Here is a 15,448-nt window from a genome sequence, read left to right on the forward strand (position 1 = left end):
GAATCTTTTCCCTTTGTCGTGGTAGCGCTTCTTGACGGAGCGTCAAGCCGGTGGGGGATACCCTTCCACACGGTTCCATGGAGACTTACAAAAATGTTGATCCTGACTCGCCGCGTCGGCGAAACCCTGATGATCGGAGACTCGGTGAGCGTCACCGTGCTTGGCGTCAAGGGTAACCAGGTGCGTATCGGCATCACCGCGCCGAAGGACGTCGCTGTGCATCGCGAAGAGATCTATCAGCGCATCCAGCGCGGTGACGAAGCCGGTGGCACCGGTAGCGAAAATTCTGCCGAATAACGCTTTACCTTCGCACTCGATTAACGTTATGATTCACGCCCCGCTGAGGTGCAACGCACCAGACGCGGAGAAAACCCGGAGTGATGCCCGAGTGGCCGAAGGGGCTCCCCTGCTAAGGGAGTATAGGGTCAAAAGCTCTATCGAGGGTTCGAATCCCTCTCACTCCGCCAGATACAAAGAAGCGCCTGCAGATCCTCGATCTGCAGGCGTTTTTCATTATCCGACACTCGAAAGTACAGCCGGCGTGGAGCTGGCTATCCTGGCTGATCGGTGCGGATGGCAGGCGTTGGCACTGGCGCGGTCGTCGCCGCTGGTGCCGGAGCGGGCGCACCGGGCAGCTGTGGCGGTTCAAGATAGCGAGTTGAGGTTTCCCGCCACAGCAAGGCAAGCGTGCAGTCGTTGGCACGTTCCCTGCACATTCTTTCGGCCTTCCGCTGCGCGGCGTCCGCGGTCTTCTCACCCAGTGCAAAGCCCAACGCAATCGTGCCGGTCGCTATGGCCGAATAGCCTTCGCTGCTGGTGCTGGCGGACTGACCGCAATTGCGCGATCGCGCTGCGCAGTAGTGCAGCGACTGCTGCATCGCAGTGGTGAGGGAAGATTGGTTCATCGAATAGCCGTAGCGGCCATCCTTGTCGTAGGTGATCGCAGACGCAGCACTTGCGCCTGATGAAACGGACAACAACAGCGCCAGTGAAACCGCATGCTTCCAGTTCATCACGCTCTCCTTTTCTGCCGATGGTGAATCAACCGGGGAGCGTGGCGCAACCACGCAGGGGGGGCGATGGACGACGCCTGCAGGCCGTCTGCCTGCAGGCGTGTACCGATGCATCCGGTTGTCAGAGCTTCACCGTCACACCCACCTGGAAGCCCCGCCCGGGCAACGGTGCGATGTACTTCAACGGCGAATTGTGCGGCCGTGCTTCTTCATTGAGCAGGTTGCTGCCGTTGACGAACACCTCCACGCCGGCGATGTAGCTGTTGCGCACCGGCAGTTCGCGGCTGACCTGCAGGTCGACCATGTTGAACGCATCCAGTGGCACTTCCTCGCTGACATTGCGGCCGAGGTACTTCTGGGTGTCGTAGTAGGTGCTGGACAGCTGCGCCTTCCAGCCCTCGCGCTGCCATTGCAGGTTGGCACCGTAGCGGTTGGTCGGCATGTTCGGCAGGTACTCGCCGTCATTGTGGGCACGCAGCGAATCGGGGCGGTCGGCCTTGTTCTTCACCAGGTCGGCGAAGGCGGACACATTCAACGTGCCGAAGCGGCCCAGGTCCAATGCCTGCGAAGCATCGATCTCGAAGCCCTTCACCGTGGTGTCGGTCTGCTTCCAGTACTTCAGTGGCAGGCGGTTGGCGGTCTGCAGGCCGGAGTAGCCGAGGTAGAGATAATTCTCGTACTTCATCCGGTACGCGGTGGCGGAGAGCTCGAAACCGCCGAGATGGAACAGGCCGGTCAGTTCCAGGTTCTTCGCGCGTTCCGGTTCCAGATTCTGGTTGCCTTCTTCCTGGGTCATCACCGAGTAGTGTGCGTTGCTGGCATACAGCTCGTTGATCTCCGGGGCACGTTGCGAAGACGAGTAGCGCACCTTGGCCGCGAACATCGGCCCCAGCTCGACATACGAACCCAGGCTGTAGCTGTTGAGCCGGGAGTCGCGGTCCTGCAGTTTGGTGTTGGCGGCATTGCGCGCGGTCTTGAAGCGGCTTGGTTGCAGGTCATGGTCAACGCGCTCGTGGCGCACGCCAGCGTCGAAACTGGCCCAGCCGAAGTCGAGCGTTTCCTTCAGGAACACCGCATTGCTGCGGGTGTCCACGTCCGGCAGGTAGCGCTGAGAACCACTGCCGGTGACATCACGCGACTGATGGCTGAAACCGAGCAGGCCGCTGAGCGGGCCGATGCGTTGATGGCTGAGCAGCAGCTCGGCCTGGGTGCTCTCGAAATCGTAGTCGTTGGCCTTGGTGGCGCCCAGCCGCTCGCCTGAGGTGTTGTCCAGCTTGGAAACGCGGAGTTCCGCGCGCTCGAACCACGGTAGTGGATCACGCAGCAGGGCTTCCAGCGCGTAGCGCTGTTGCTTGATCACCACGCCCACCGGCAGGCCATCGGCATAGTTGGAACCGAACGACAGGTTCTGCATCGAGAAGCCTGGAACGCCGTACTCGCTGTCCTTGGCATCAATGCTGACACCCACGTAGCCACGGTCGAAGAACAGGGTCGAGCCGAAGGCCACCTGACTGTTGCGCGCATAGCTGTTGCCCAGCCGGTGATGGTAGTCGGGCGTCACATCGTTGTTGATCTGCTTCTGCACATACGACGGCGTGCCGGGCACGTAGGCCGGGTTGACCGGATTGATGTAGGTGCGGCGCTGCCAGACCGACGTCGGATTGTTGGTGTAGAAGGAGAAATCACCATCGGCCCAGTCCGGGTTCTCGGTCATGAACTGGTCGATGTACGGCTGCGAGGCTTTGTTGTAGATCTGCTGGACGCGCGCCTCTTTCTGGCAGGCGTCGGCCAGTGCCGAGTTGACGCCCCCGCCTGCCGGGAACAGCCCGGTGTTGCAGACGCTGGCCTTGCTGTTGCCGGGGATGTCGTAGTGCGAGATGCGCTGCCGCGACACCTGCAGATTGGTGGAGATGTTGCGCTGGTTGTTGAAGTTCATGCGGAAGCCCTGCGCGTCGGCCGCGTTGAAGCCCTTGCGCAGGACCAGTTCCATCGACTGATCCCTGTCTTCCATGCTGCGCGAGATCAGGCCCGAGTCGATCTCCACGCTGCCGCCGATCGCATTGCCCCCATAGCGCACGGTGTCGGAGGACTTGTTGACGGTGACGCTGCGTACGAACAGCGGATCGAACGGGATGTTGATGTCACCGCTGATCGCGTTCATGCCCAGAATCGATTGGCCGTCCTGCAGGATCTGCACGCGGTTGCCGCTGAGGCTGCGGATGACCGGGGCGCCCGCATTCGGCCCGAAGGCGCTGCTCTGCACACCGGAGACGTGTTCGAGCAGGCCGCCGAGGGTGCGGTTCTGCGCCTGCGGATTGTCGACGGCGACCCGGCTGTCGATGCGCGAGGGCTGGGTGGCCTGGACCTGGAGGGTGGGGAGGGTGGGTTCGTCCGCGGCCTGGGCGGTGTGGACGGCGAACAGAATGGCTGCAGCAAGGAGATGGCGGCGCATGACACGATCCGTGAAGTTGATGTGAAATGTTATAACGTAACTCTTTGTATCGACAAGGGCGGATTGGGCCTTGCCACCAGGGCTGGATATGAGAACGGTTCTCATATGAGAATGGCGGGTGATTCTTCACGGGCGCACCATGCACAGCCTCACCCTCGCCGACCTGGACCGCTTGGGCCGCAGCAGTGGTTTCCGCTATCGGTTGCCAGCACTCGCGTCCGCCGCCGATTCGGGCGCGCTGTGCGTGGTCGAGGGCAGGGTGGAACAGCGCTGCTTGCGCCCTGGCATCAGCCTGGCGCTGTCGGACGTGGTCGCGCATCAGCCGTTCGAGGCGACTTCGGAGGCACCCCCGCCGTTCGCTGCGATCGTGATGCTGGAAGGTCGTGCCGGAGCACGCCTGGAAGGGCAGGCTGTGATCGGCATGAACCGCGGCGCCGGCGCGATGGTGTTGGCCGATGCCACGCCGATGACTGCGATTCATCCGGCCGGTCAACGGATGCGCAGTCTGAATGTCTCGCTGGATGCACCGGCCGAGATGGATGATCCGGTGATCAGCGAACTGCTGTTGCAGGCGCATCGCCATGGTCGCCGGCGGCTGCACAGCTGGCAGGTACCCGCGCATCTTGAACATGCCGCCGAACAGTTGCTGTCGGGGACCTGGCAGGGCGCAATGCATGCGCTGCTGTGCGAGGGTGTGGGCCTGCAGATGCTGGCGATGGCGTTGGGTGCGCCTGCCCAGGAGGCATCGCCGGACCAGCGTGTTTCAGCACGTGATCGCCGCATGCTGCAACGGGTGATCGACTGCCTGCAGGCATCACCTGCGGCTGACCACAGCCTGGAGGATCTGGCGCGCCTGGCCTGCATGAGCCCGAGCAGCCTGCGGCTGAAGTTCCAGCAGGTGCACCGGTGTTCGGTGTTCGCCTGGCTGCGCGAGCGGCGCCTGCAGTTGGCCTGCGAGCAGCTGCGGCAGGGCTGCAGCGTGCAGCAGGCCGCACATTTCGTCGGCTACCGGCACGCCACCAATTTCGCGACCGCATTCCGCGCGCGCTACGGCATCGCGCCCAGCGAGCTTCGCTGAGTCCGGACCATCGTCGGCAGTGCGCATACGCCTGCTGCGTCCGCGCATACGTGCGCTCACGCTCAAATGACAATAATTCTCATCCAGCCTTTCCTTCCCGCTGGATCTCCCATGCCTGCCTGTTTCCGCCCGTGTGCCCTGGCTAGCGCCATCGGCACGACCCTGGCGCTGTTCAACGCTGCCCACGCCGCCGAACGCACTCCGTCCGTAACGCCTTCCCAGCTTCCAACCGTGCAGGTCACGGCCGACCTCGATGGCAGCACGGAAACGTCGCGTTCCTACACCACCGACTCGATGGGCACGGCGACCGGACTGTCGCTGACCTCGCGGCAGACCCCGCAATCCGTCAGCGTGGTCACCCGCCAGCAGATCGAGGACCGTGGCCTGCTCAGCACCGCCGATGCCTTGGCGACCGCGCCTGGCATCTCGGTCACGCGCAGCGACGCCAACCGCTACTCGTTCTCCGCACGCGGCTTCGACATCGACAACTACCAGTTCGATGGCGTGGTGATGCCGGTGCTGTCGCCGTGGAATTTCGGCGAGAACAACCTGGACATGGTGGTGTATGACCGCATCGAGATCGTGCGCGGCGCCAACGGCCTGATGACCGGCGCCGGCAATCCCTCGGCGGCAGTGAACTACGTGCGCAAGCGCCCGCTGCGCGAGTTCGCTGCCAGTGGTGGCATCAGCCTCGGCAGCTGGGACGCACGGCGCGCGTGGGCGGATGTGTCCAGCCCGCTGAGCCGGGAAGGGCGTGTGCGTGGTCGCGTGGTCGCTGCGCAGGCAGAGGGCGACAGCTACACCGCTGGCCTGGACAGTACGGCGAAGACGCTCTACGGCGTGGTCAGCGTGGACTTGGGCGAGGACACCGGGTTGATCGCCGGCATCTCCTACCAGAGCAACGACAACCGCGGCTTCGGCAGCGGCTTCGCGCTGTTCAACGCCGATGGCAGGCGTACCCGCTTCGACCGCTCGGTATCAGCCACCGCGCCGTGGGCACGGATGAGCACCGATACCCGCAACGGCTTCTTCGATTTCAACCATCGTTTCAGCAACGACTGGCAGGCGCGCGTCTCCTACAGCCGATCGCATACCGACATGGAGATGAAGCATCTCTATCGCGGTGGCTATCCTGACCCGGTCACTGGTGCCATGCCCAATGGCAACAGCTTCACCCGCTACGACGGTCCGGTGCGCCGCGAAGCGATCAGCGCCAGCCTGACCGGTCCGTTCCAGCTGTTCGGCCGCCAGCACACTGCGTCCATCGGCTGGTCGCGCTCACGCGATGAAATCGCGCTGGGGCAGTACCGCGCGCTGGCGCCGCTGCCGCCGCTGGCCAGCTATCTGGACTGGCACGGGCCGGGCACGCCGGAGCCGACGTGGGCCAGCAGCAAGACCCAGGCCGACGATCTGGACAACCATCAGAGCGGTGCCTACGCGGTGGCGCGGTTGTCACTGGCCGATCCGCTGCACGTGATCGTCGGTGGCCGCATGAGCAACTGGGAGACCGACCAGGTCTACTTTGGCACCAAGCGGAAGTACCGCTACCGCAACGAGTTCGTACCGTATGCCGGCGTGGTCTGGGACCTCAACAGCTACAGCAGCGTGTACGCCAGCTACACCGGCATCTTCAAGCCGCAGAACAACCGCAATGAATCCGGGCAGATCCTCGATCCGGTCAGTGGCCGCAGCTATGAGCTGGGCCTCAAGGGCAGCTGGCTGCAGGAGCGTTTGAATGCTTCGGCCGCGCTGTTCCGCACCCAGCAGGACAACCTGGCCGAGGCCACTGGTGGTCTGGTCGAAGGCAGCACGCAGGCGGCCTACCGTGCGGTGAAGGGCGCAACCGTGGATGGCCTGGAACTGGAGCTGGCCGGCGAGCCGCTACCGGGCTGGAGCCTGGGTACCAGCTTCACCACCTTCATCGCGCAGGATGCACAGGGACGGGCGATCAACACCGCCAAGCCGCGCAGCCTGTTCAAGCTGTTCACCACCTGGCGGCTGCCGGGTGCCTGGGACCGGCTGACGATCGGCGGTGGCGTTGACTGGCAGAACCGCATGTACCAGACCGCCACCGCGCCAGGGAATCGCCGTGTGCCCGTGGAGCAGCCCAGCTACGCACTGGTGAACCTGATGGCGCGCTATCAGTTCAGTTCCAATGTGTCGGCGGCGGTCAACATCAACAACCTGTTCGACCGCCACTACTACTCGCAGATCGGCTTCTACAACCAGGGCTGGTACGGCGCGCCGCGAAACGTGATGTTCACTGTGAAGGTTGGCTATTAAGGCACGGCGTTGCCCTCCGTTCAGCGCCCTGCCTTGTGCGGGGCGCCGATGCTGTGCAGCATCCGGATGCTGCGCCCCACAGTGCTTCACGCAGCGTCCTCTTCACGGGAACGGAGCAACGTATGAAGCTGTTGTCCGCTGTGTTGTTGTCTGCGCTTTCATTCCCCGCCGTTCCGACGCTGGCAGTGGAGGCGTCTCCTTCACCGCTGTTGGGGCGCTGGTCGCTGGATATCGCTACGTCTGCGTTGCCCGAGGCGCAGCGCCCGAAGCAGGTGGTGCTGGAGTTCAAGGACGCCGGTGCGGGGCGTTGGAGTTCACATGTGGACATCGTCCTGCACGATGGCAATACCATGAAGTCCGACGGCACGCTGGCGCTGGATGGTACGCCGGGCGCCCTGTCCGGCACCTATGGCGCGGACAAGGCCAACCTGAAACTGCCGGCGCCGAACACCCTGGTGATGCAGCTGGTGGACCACGGCACGCCGGCCTCCACCCGTATCTATACTGTGGCGGCTGACCGCTCGACGATGACCGAGACCAAGGCGTTCTACAGCCACGATGGTACGCCGATCCTGCAGACCAATCTGTTCAAGCGGATGCCCTAGCGTTGCCACCGGCACCACGCCCGCAGAACGGGCGTGGTGAATGCTGCAGCCTTACACCGCGGCCGGGTCGCGCTTGCCGGTGTCGATGCCGTACTTGTCGATGGCGTCCTGCATCCGCGCGCGCTCGATGCGGCCTTCGTCGGCCAGCGACTTCAGGGCGGCCAGCACGATGAAGTGGCGATCCACTTCGAAGAACGTGCGCAGCGACTCACGCGTGTCGGAGCGGCCGAAGCCATCGGTACCGAGTGCGGTGAAGCGGCGGTCGTTGATGAAGGGACGGATCTGGTCGCCGACGATCTTCATGTAGTCGGTGGCCACCACCACCGGGCCTTCATGGCCCTGCAGGCACTGCTGCAGGTAGGGCACGCGGGGCTCCTCGGCCGGATGCAGCAGGTTCCAGCGCTCGGCGGCCAGGCCATCGCGGCGCAGTTCGGTCAGGCTGGTCGCGCTCCACACATCGCTGGCGATGCCGAAGTCCTGCTGCAGCAGTTCTGCCGCGGCTTCCACTTCGCGCAGGATCGAACCGCTGCCCATCAGCTGCACGCGTGGCTGCGAGTCGCTGTCGGCGGCCGCCGGGTGCAGCAGGTACAGGCCCTTCAGGATGCCGGCCTCGGCGCCCTCGGGCAGCGCCGGCTGCGGATAGTTCTCGTTGAGTACGGTGATGTAGTAGTAGATGTCTTCCTGCTCGACGTACATGCGGCGCAGGCCGTCGTGGATGATCACCGCCAGCTCGTAGTTGTAGGTCGGGTCGTAGGATACGCAGCTCGGGATGACCGACGACAGCACGTGGCTGTGGCCGTCGTCATGCTGCAGGCCTTCGCCCATCAGCGTGGTGCGGCCGGAGGTGGCACCCAGCAGGAATCCACGGGTGCGCGCATCGGCGGCGGCCCAGGCCAGGTCACCGACGCGCTGCAGGCCGAACATCGAGTAGAAGATGTAGAACGGGATCGTCGCCAGGCCGTGGTTGCTGTAGGCGGTGCCGGCGGCGATCCACGAGCAGATCGCGCCGGATTCGTTGATGCCTTCCTGCAGGATCTGGCCGTCCTTGGCTTCCTTGTAATAGCTCAGCTGGCCGGCATCCTGCGGGGTATACAGCTGGCCCAGGTAGGAGTGGATGCCGATCTGGCGGAACAGGCCTTCCATGCCGAAGGTGCGCGATTCATCCGGCACGATCGGAATCACCAGCTTGCCCAGTTCCGGGTCCTTCAGCAGGCTGGTGAGAATGCGCACGAAGCCCATGGTGGTGGACTGTCCGCGATCGCCGCTGCCCTGCAGCTGGGTGTTGAAGATCGACAGCGGCGGCAGCGGCAGCGGATCGACCTTGGCCAGGCGCGCGGGTAGTTGCCCGCCCTGGATGCGGCGGCGCTCGGCGAAGTAGATGGCTTCGGCGCTGCCCGGTTCCGGGCGCAGATAGGGCATCTCTTCCAGCTGTTCGTCGCTGACCGGCAGGTTGAAGCGGTCACGGAAGGCGCGCACCGCGTCGGCGCTCATTTTCTTCAGCTGGTGGTTGATGTTCTGGCCTTCACCGGCTTCACCCATGCCGAAACCCTTGACCGTCTTGGCCAGGATCACCGTCGGCCGGCCGCTGGTGTTCACCGCCTGCTGGTAGGCGGCGAACACCTTCTGCGGATCATGGCCACCACGTGCCAGCGCCCAGATGTCGTCGTCGCTCATGTGCGCGACCAGCTCCAGCAGCTCGGGGTAGCGGCCGAAGAAATGCTCGCGCACGTAGGCACCGTTCTGCGACTTGAAGGTCTGGTAGTCGCCGTCCACGCATTCCATCATGCGCTGGCGCAGCAGGCCGCTGTGGTCGCGGGCGAGCAGGTCGTCCCAGCCGCTGCCCCAGATCAGCTTGATCACGTTCCAGCCGGCCGCGCGGAAGGTGCCTTCCAGTTCCTGGATGACCTTGGCGTTGCCGCGCACCGGACCGTCCAGGCGCTGCAGGTTGCAGTTGACCACGAACACGATGTTGTCCAGCCGCTCGCGACCGGCCAGGGAAATTGCCGCCAGCGATTCGGGCTGATCCATCTCGCCGTCGCCGAGGAAGGCCCAGACCTTGCGGCCCTGGTGTTCTTTCAGACCGCGATACTCGAGGTAACGCATGTAGCGCGCCTGGTAGGCGGCGGTCAGCGGGCCCAGCCCCATCGACACGGTGGGGAACTGCCAGAACTCCGGCATCAATCGCGGGTGTGGATACGAGGACAGGCCTTCGCGCCCGGCTTCACGGCGGAAGTTGTCCATGCGCGCCGGATCGATGCGGCCTTCCACGTACGCGCGGCCATAGATGCCCGGCGCGGAGTGGCCCTGGATGTAGATCATGTCGCCGTCGAAGGTGTCGGTACGGCCACGGAAGAAATGATCGAAGCCCACGTCGTACAGTACTGCCGCCGACTGGTAGGTGGCGATGTGGCCACCGACGTTGGAATGCTTGCCGGCACGCAGCACCATCACCATCGCGTTCCAGCGGATCATCGCGTTCAGGCGGCGCTCGATGGCCAGATCACCCGGGTAGGCCGGCTGGCGCTCGGGCGGGATGGTGTTGACGTAGGCGGTCCAGGCACGGGTATGCAGGTCGCCGTGCTGCTGTGCATCCAGCTCGCTGAGCTGGTCGATCAGGTAGTGCGCGCGCGGCCGGCCACCGGCCTGCATCACCGCTTCCAGTGATTCACGCCACTCGCGGGTTTCCAGTGGATCGGTATCGAAGGGAATGAGCGCTTGGTTCATGACTGTCTCCAGAGGGCGCCGGTCGGACTTCTGCCTGGGCGACAACACCGGCAGGGCGCACAGCACTGGAGCGGGGTCGCAACGGCGGGGCCGTGACGCGAAGGGCGACCGTCGCGGCCGCCGAGAAGACAAGCGTAGGCCCGCCCCCCCCGGCTTCGATAGGCGGGCAGGGCTTGGGTCTCTGGCAAGCAAGGGTTGGCACGGGGCGCCGTATCATGGCCGGGCGCGCCGGGTGCGGCCGCTGATCAGGCCGGGGACAGGCCCGGGAAGAACATCGGGATGACCGCCACACCAACGCCCAGCAGGCACCAGGCCACGATCGGCAGCCAGCCTGAGAGCTGCTGGCAGCGTTCCGGCAAGCGGCGTCCTCCGATCCACAGCAGCAGGGTGAGCAGGCCCAGCGCGTAGGCGAGGGCGACGACCACCGGATGCACGTGGACGACACGGCTGGGCGGCCACATCTGCTGCTGGTAGGCGGTGGTGTGGGCGACCAGCAGCAGGAACAGCAGGCTGCTGAGGGTGTTGATGGCGGTGCGGGCGTTCATTGCGGGGCACTCCTTGTGCCGGCTGCCGGAAACTGCAGGGGCGGCATTCTAGCGGCTGCGTGCCGGCAGTTGAAACGCCACTGTCATCGATGGCCGTCACCCTGCGGGGCTTTCCAGCCTTGGGGTGGTTGGCCGGCCGTGAACAGCGTGAGGATCTGGGAGAAGAGCTATGCGCTGCGGCGGCGGCTGCTGCGCGGCTTCTTCCTGCGCCGGGGTTCTGCCAGCGAAGATGCCGAGGATCTGGCGCAGGAGGTTTACCTGCGGCTGCTGCGCAGCACCGGTGAGCATGCCGACGCGGTCGAGAACCCGGAAGCCTACCTGTTCACCGTGGCCGCCAATCTTGCACGGGAGCACGCGCGCGCGCGTTCTTCGCTGCCGCCGCTGGAGGACGTCGACCTCCTGGCCGAAGTGCTGAAGAGCGAAGAAGACATCGAAGGCGAATTCGAGCGCGCGCAGCGCTGGAACGATATCCGCACCACCATCGCACGGCTGCCGGCGACCACGCGGCGGGTGATGGAGCTGCATTACCGCGACGGGCTGGACTGCCCGGCAATCAGCCAGCAGCTGCAGGTCTCGGTGCACATGGTGCGCAAGCATATCGGCAAGGGGCTGGACGCCTGCAGGAAGGCGCTGGGCGCCAGGGAGCTCACATGAAACGGAATCCATCGGGTGCGGCCGACGACGCGATCGCCAGCGAGGCCATGGACTGGTTCCAGCGCAATCGCGAGGGCGTGCTGGGCGAAGCCGAGCGGGTTGCGTTGCTGGACTGGATGAAGCGCTCGCCGGAGCATGTGCGCGCCTATATGCACGCGCTCGCACTGCACCGGCAGGTTGGTGAGGCGCTGCAATCGGCATTGGCTGAAGAGGCCTCGGTGCCGCCACAGCAGGCCGCTGCCAAGGTCGTGCCGCTGTTCGGACACGCACAGGCCCCGCTGCGCAGTGCGCCGCACAGCCGTCGCACGCGTTGGTGGGTGGCGGCTGCCGCAGCCTGTATCGCCCTGCTCGGCGTGGGCCTGGTTCCGCAGCTGATGCCTACCGAGCAGCTTTACAGCGCCGGACATGGAGAAATTCGCGACCTGGTGCTGCCAGACCAGACCCAGGTGCGGCTCAACGCGGACAGCCGCCTGCGGGTGCGCATGGGCGGGTTCAGCCGCAGGGTGGAGCTGCTGCAGGGCGAGGCCACGTTCGACATCGCCCAGGACCGACGGCCGTTCGAGGTGCAGGTGAACGGATTGCAGATCCGCGATATCGGCACGGTGTTCGACGTGTCGCGACGGCTGCAGGGCACCCGCATCGGTGTGGTTTCCGGCGAGGTGGAAGTGTGGAGCCACGGTGCGGATGCGCGGCGTCTTGCACAACTGGGTAAAGGCCAGGTGGTGCAGGTCGACGCGCGCAGCCATGCGGTCGAGTCGTTGGATGTGCCGTTGTCGATGCTGCTGGACTGGCAGCAACGCAAGGTCTCTTTCCTGGACGAGCGGCTGGATGAGGTGGCCGCCGCCTTCAACCGCCACAACCAGGTGCAGGTGCGGGTGCTGGATGAAGGTGCGGCGTCGGCGCGGTTGTCCGGCAGCCTGGACGCGCATCGCATCGGTGCGCTGCAGGCCTTCCTCGAGCGCGACCCGCGCTTCGTGGTGCGGCGAGAAGGCGACACCGTGCGGGTTGGCAGTCGCTGAGGTCGACATGGCCGTGGGTTGTCAGAAAAAATTCATCAAATCCGCGTTCTCCACTTCGGTGGATGCGGGCTCTTACTTGGGAGAAGCCGCTGCCGAGTCACGCAGCGGCACCTGCTGCCTTCTCTCTTCCAAGGACCCGTGATGCGCAACACGCTCTACCTGTCGATCATCCTCGCCCTGTCTCCCTGCAGCGTGCCGCTGGCGGCTGCGGCCACTGCCGATGGCCTCGAGGCCCGCGTTTCGGCGCCGATCGCGGCGCAGCCGCTGGCGCGCGCGCTGGAGCAGTTGTCGCGCAGTTCCGGCGTGCAGTTCCTGTATTCGGGCAGTGGTGAAGTGCACATGGCCGGGGCGGTGCCGCGCGGTGCCACCGTCAAGCAGGCGCTGGACGCGCTGCTGGCAGGGACCGGCCTGGGCTACACCGTGGTGGATGGCAACGTCATCGCCATTGATCCTGCGCCGGCACACAACGAACCGAAGCCGGCCGCGCCGAAGCCGCGCGAGGCCGAAGCGGTGGTGGCGCCGACCCTGGGCACGGTGAAGGTGATTGCTGCGCATGAGGTGATCGACCAGAAGAAGACCTCGCCGGTGATCAAGGATTCGGTGGTCTACGACGAGATGGACAGCTACGGCGACGAGACGCTGGCCGAGAGCCTGATGGCCGCGCCAGGCCTGAGTGCCGTGGAGGATGCCGGTGAGCCCCGTTACGTGACGGTGCGTGGCGTGCAGGCCAACCTCAACTACACCACCATCGATGGCATCGCGATTGCCAGCGTGGGTGGCAGTGGCTCGGGTGAGCGCATGAACAACCTGCAGCTGATTCCCAGCGACATCGGCACCCGCACCGACATCTACAAGAGCTTCAGCGCGGAGCAGGCGCCGGATGCGATCGGCGGCGTGATCGACATCATCAGCCGCAGTGCCTTCGACCGGTCCGGCAGGTACGTGTTCGCCGATGTGGCTGGTATCTACTCCACGGCCGAGACCAATGTCGAGCGCAGTGCCGGTGGCAACCACGAGACCCTGGGGCATTTCGGCAAGAGCGCCAAGATGGTGTTCTCCAACCAGTTCGGTGCCGACCAGGAATTCGGCCTTGTTGCGGTAGCGCGCTATGAGCAGCGTTCGCGCAACAGCGTCAAGCGCTGGGTGGAGTCGAACTACTACTACAACGACGCCGGCAAGTACCTCACCGACGGTACCACCGGGCCGGACGAGGCCAAGGGCTGGAACGGGCTGCGTGCGCCGGGCAACTTCAGCACCGGCACCTACACCAACTTCATCACCAACTTCGGTGGCTCCGCCAAGCTTGAGTGGAAGCCTTCGGATGATCCCTTCTACGCATCGCTGCTGCTGTACTCGTACCGGTTCTACGAGAACTCGACGATGAACAAGACCGATCTGTACGGCAACGCCAAGTTTCCGATCCGCAACCAGACCGAAGACAGTGGTACCACCCAGATCAACAGCATCTACATCAAGAACCGCCACGACCGCTGGGACCGCAGCAACCGGGGCGCCATCGCCAGCTTCAACTGGGATATCGGTGATCGCTCGCGGCTGACCCTGCGTGGCGGCCATACCGAAGAGACCTTCCACAACAACCAGGTCTACTGGGGTGTGCGCGCCTACCCAAGCAATCTGTTCGTCGACTACGAGAACGACAGCCACGGCTTCCCGAACGCAGTGGCGGTTTCCGACTCCAGCCTGCTGACCAGCTCGGCGTTCAAGCTGAACCCGGCACAGGCCTATGTCTCGCCGCGCGACGCCAAGGAGAGCATCGACAACCTGCGTGTCGACTTCAGCTACAACATCGACGCCGATGCGCGTGGCTTCGGCCTGGCCGCCGGCGCCGAATACCGCCACCTGAAGATCTGGCAGGACATCGACTTCGACTACTTCAAGAGCAGTGCCACGCTCAACGATTACCTGTATCCGGGTTCGACGCTGCTGGGCAGCGTGCCGGGCTTCCCGCTGATCGACAACCGCAAGTGGAACGAGGAACTGCTGCCGAAACTGGGCAACAACAATGCGGCGTATCCAAATGCCAACTTCACCAGCGACTACAAGTACGTGGAGGACATCACCAATGCCTACGTGTCCGCACACTACGCCTGGGACCGGCTGCTGCTGATCGGCGGCCTGCGCTACGACCACACCCGCTTCGATGCCTACAGCCCATTCAGCGATGATGGCGGCACTACGTATACCTCTGCCTTCCGCAATACGAGCGGTGGCTACAACAACCTGCTGCCTTCATTGAATGCGACGTTCAAGTTGAGCGAGGACCAGCGCCTGCGCTTCTCCGCCAGCCGAACGCTGGGCCGGCCGACACCCAGCAACATCGCCCAGGCCACCAGCACCAGCTGTGGTGATGACGAGGAGGGCAGGGGCTTCTGCACCATCAAGCAGGGCAACGCCAACCTGCAGCCGCGCCGTTCCACCAACATCGACCTGGCGTGGGACCTGTACTTCAATGGCAATAACGGCCTGGTCTCGATTGCGCTGTTCGACAAGGTGATCAAGGACGACATCTACACCCTGACCACCTTCGAGAATGTGGGTGACACGCGCTATCGGGTCACCCAGCCGATGAACACCGACGAGTCCAGGCTGCGCGGCGTCGAGTTCGCGGTCGCCAATCGCAACCTGCAGTGGGGCCGCCAGCGCTTCGACATGTACTTCAACGCCACGCGGCTGGAAGGCCAGACCAACTACCGCATCAGTGATGGCACCGAACGCCGCCTGGACCGCCTGCTGTACCAGCCGGACTGGTCGCTCAATGGGTCGGTGATCTGGCGCATGCCGTGGAAGAGCGCACAGCTGCGCCTGTCCGGTACCTACCGCAGCCGGATGCTGGTCGACTTCGGCGATACCCAGTGGCTGGATTCGTACTACGACCCGTACATGACCTTCAACATGGGCTTCAGCCACAAGGTCAGCAAGCACGTGACGCTGAAGTACGAGGCCAAGAACCTGTTCAACACCCAGCCGACCTACAGCAACGGCCCGAACGGGCGCTTCCGTACCGAGATCGACGACTACGGCCGCTTCTTCTATTTCCACATCATCTACAACTGA

General features: G+C 64.5%; 11 protein-coding genes and 1 tRNA gene. 8 read left to right on the forward strand and 4 right to left on the reverse strand.

Translation table 11 applies throughout. The features are described from left to right. The first annotated feature begins 93 nt into the window (after nucleotides 1–93). Complete coding sequence (gene csrA / locus ACZK45_RS07985; protein ID WP_004152909.1) at nucleotides 94–297, forward strand: carbon storage regulator CsrA; 204 nt, start codon at nucleotides 94–96, stop codon at nucleotides 295–297. 77 nt (nucleotides 298–374) lie between these two features. After that, nucleotides 375–467, forward strand: a tRNA-Ser gene (locus ACZK45_RS07990). 84 nt (nucleotides 468–551) lie between these two features. On the opposite strand, the gene ACZK45_RS07995 is transcribed toward ACZK45_RS07990, so the two are convergent. Both ACZK45_RS07995 and ACZK45_RS08000 read right to left on the reverse strand, forming a co-directional pair. Next, nucleotides 552–1,013: a DUF4189 domain-containing protein gene (locus ACZK45_RS07995; RefSeq protein WP_478445651.1), complete on the reverse strand. Its 462-nt coding sequence runs from the start codon at nucleotides 1,011–1,013 to the stop codon at nucleotides 552–554. Nucleotides 1,014–1,134: 121 nt separating this feature from the next. After that, nucleotides 1,135–3,465: a TonB-dependent receptor gene (locus ACZK45_RS08000; protein ID WP_478445652.1), complete on the reverse strand. Its 2,331-nt coding sequence runs from the start codon at nucleotides 3,463–3,465 to the stop codon at nucleotides 1,135–1,137. Between the two features lie 139 nt (nucleotides 3,466–3,604). On the opposite strand from ACZK45_RS08000, the gene ACZK45_RS08005 reads away from it, so the two are divergent. From ACZK45_RS08005 to ACZK45_RS08015, 3 genes are all read left to right on the forward strand, one after another. After that, the gene (locus tag ACZK45_RS08005) at nucleotides 3,605–4,543 is read left to right on the forward strand and encodes a helix-turn-helix transcriptional regulator (RefSeq protein WP_049422688.1); all 939 of its coding nucleotides are present in this window, start codon (nucleotides 3,605–3,607) and stop codon (nucleotides 4,541–4,543) included. Nucleotides 4,544–4,654: 111 nt separating this feature from the next. Beyond that, a complete protein-coding gene (fauA, locus tag ACZK45_RS08010; RefSeq protein WP_478445653.1) occupies nucleotides 4,655–6,826 on the forward strand; it encodes a TonB-dependent alcaligin siderophore receptor FauA in 2,172 nt (723 codons plus the stop codon). A 122-nt stretch (nucleotides 6,827–6,948) separates the two neighbouring features. Further along, the gene (locus ACZK45_RS08015; RefSeq protein ID WP_478445654.1) at nucleotides 6,949–7,431 is read left to right on the forward strand and encodes a LuxR family transcriptional regulator; all 483 of its coding nucleotides are present in this window, start codon (nucleotides 6,949–6,951) and stop codon (nucleotides 7,429–7,431) included. Between the two features lie 51 nt (nucleotides 7,432–7,482). On the opposite strand, the gene aceE is transcribed toward ACZK45_RS08015, so the two are convergent. Continuing rightward, nucleotides 7,483–10,155 (reverse strand): pyruvate dehydrogenase (acetyl-transferring), homodimeric type, encoded by a 2,673-nt coding sequence (gene aceE, locus ACZK45_RS08020; RefSeq protein WP_478445655.1) that lies wholly within the window; start codon nucleotides 10,153–10,155, stop codon nucleotides 7,483–7,485. A gap of 245 nt (nucleotides 10,156–10,400) precedes the next feature. Next, the gene (locus tag ACZK45_RS08025) at nucleotides 10,401–10,700 is read right to left on the reverse strand and encodes a hypothetical protein (protein ID WP_032128423.1); all 300 of its coding nucleotides are present in this window, start codon (nucleotides 10,698–10,700) and stop codon (nucleotides 10,401–10,403) included. A 138-nt stretch (nucleotides 10,701–10,838) separates the two neighbouring features. Here ACZK45_RS08025 and ACZK45_RS08030 point away from each other — a divergent pair, with 138 nt between their 5' ends. The 3 genes from ACZK45_RS08030 to ACZK45_RS08040 all read left to right on the forward strand — a co-directional run bounded on the left by ACZK45_RS08030 (nucleotide 10,839) and on the right by ACZK45_RS08040 (nucleotide 15,448). Further along, nucleotides 10,839–11,354, forward strand: a complete 516-nt coding sequence (locus ACZK45_RS08030) for an RNA polymerase sigma factor (protein WP_049400446.1) — start codon at nucleotides 10,839–10,841, stop codon at nucleotides 11,352–11,354. Continuing rightward, complete coding sequence (locus tag ACZK45_RS08035) at nucleotides 11,351–12,373, forward strand: FecR family protein (RefSeq protein WP_478445656.1); 1,023 nt, start codon at nucleotides 11,351–11,353, stop codon at nucleotides 12,371–12,373. The genes ACZK45_RS08030 and ACZK45_RS08035 overlap by 4 nt, the downstream gene beginning before the upstream one ends. Before the next feature lie 141 nt (nucleotides 12,374–12,514). Next, on the forward strand, nucleotides 12,515–15,448 hold the full coding sequence (locus ACZK45_RS08040; protein WP_478445657.1) for a TonB-dependent receptor: 2,934 nt from the start codon (nucleotides 12,515–12,517) through the stop codon (nucleotides 15,446–15,448).

This window comes from Stenotrophomonas sp. 63632_Sma (assembly GCF_056482875.1).

What these genes read in the sequence shown, in the direction of transcription:
- csrA (WP_004152909.1), top strand. Translation starts at nt 94, where the DNA reads ATGTTGATCCTGACTCGCCGCGTCGGCGAAACCCTGATGATCGGAGAC.
- ACZK45_RS07995 (WP_478445651.1), bottom strand. Translation starts at nt 1,013, where the DNA reads ATGAACTGGAAGCATGCGGTTTCACTGGCGCTGTTGTTGTCCGTTTCA.
- ACZK45_RS08000 (WP_478445652.1), bottom strand. Translation starts at nt 3,465, where the DNA reads ATGCGCCGCCATCTCCTTGCTGCAGCCATTCTGTTCGCCGTCCACACC.
- ACZK45_RS08005 (WP_049422688.1), top strand. Translation starts at nt 3,605, where the DNA reads ATGCACAGCCTCACCCTCGCCGACCTGGACCGCTTGGGCCGCAGCAGT.
- fauA (WP_478445653.1), top strand. Translation starts at nt 4,655, where the DNA reads ATGCCTGCCTGTTTCCGCCCGTGTGCCCTGGCTAGCGCCATCGGCACG.
- ACZK45_RS08015 (WP_478445654.1), top strand. Translation starts at nt 6,949, where the DNA reads ATGAAGCTGTTGTCCGCTGTGTTGTTGTCTGCGCTTTCATTCCCCGCC.
- aceE (WP_478445655.1), bottom strand. Translation starts at nt 10,155, where the DNA reads ATGAACCAAGCGCTCATTCCCTTCGATACCGATCCACTGGAAACCCGC.
- ACZK45_RS08025 (WP_032128423.1), bottom strand. Translation starts at nt 10,700, where the DNA reads ATGAACGCCCGCACCGCCATCAACACCCTCAGCAGCCTGCTGTTCCTG.
- ACZK45_RS08035 (WP_478445656.1), top strand. Translation starts at nt 11,351, where the DNA reads ATGAAACGGAATCCATCGGGTGCGGCCGACGACGCGATCGCCAGCGAG.
- ACZK45_RS08040 (WP_478445657.1), top strand. Translation starts at nt 12,515, where the DNA reads ATGCGCAACACGCTCTACCTGTCGATCATCCTCGCCCTGTCTCCCTGC.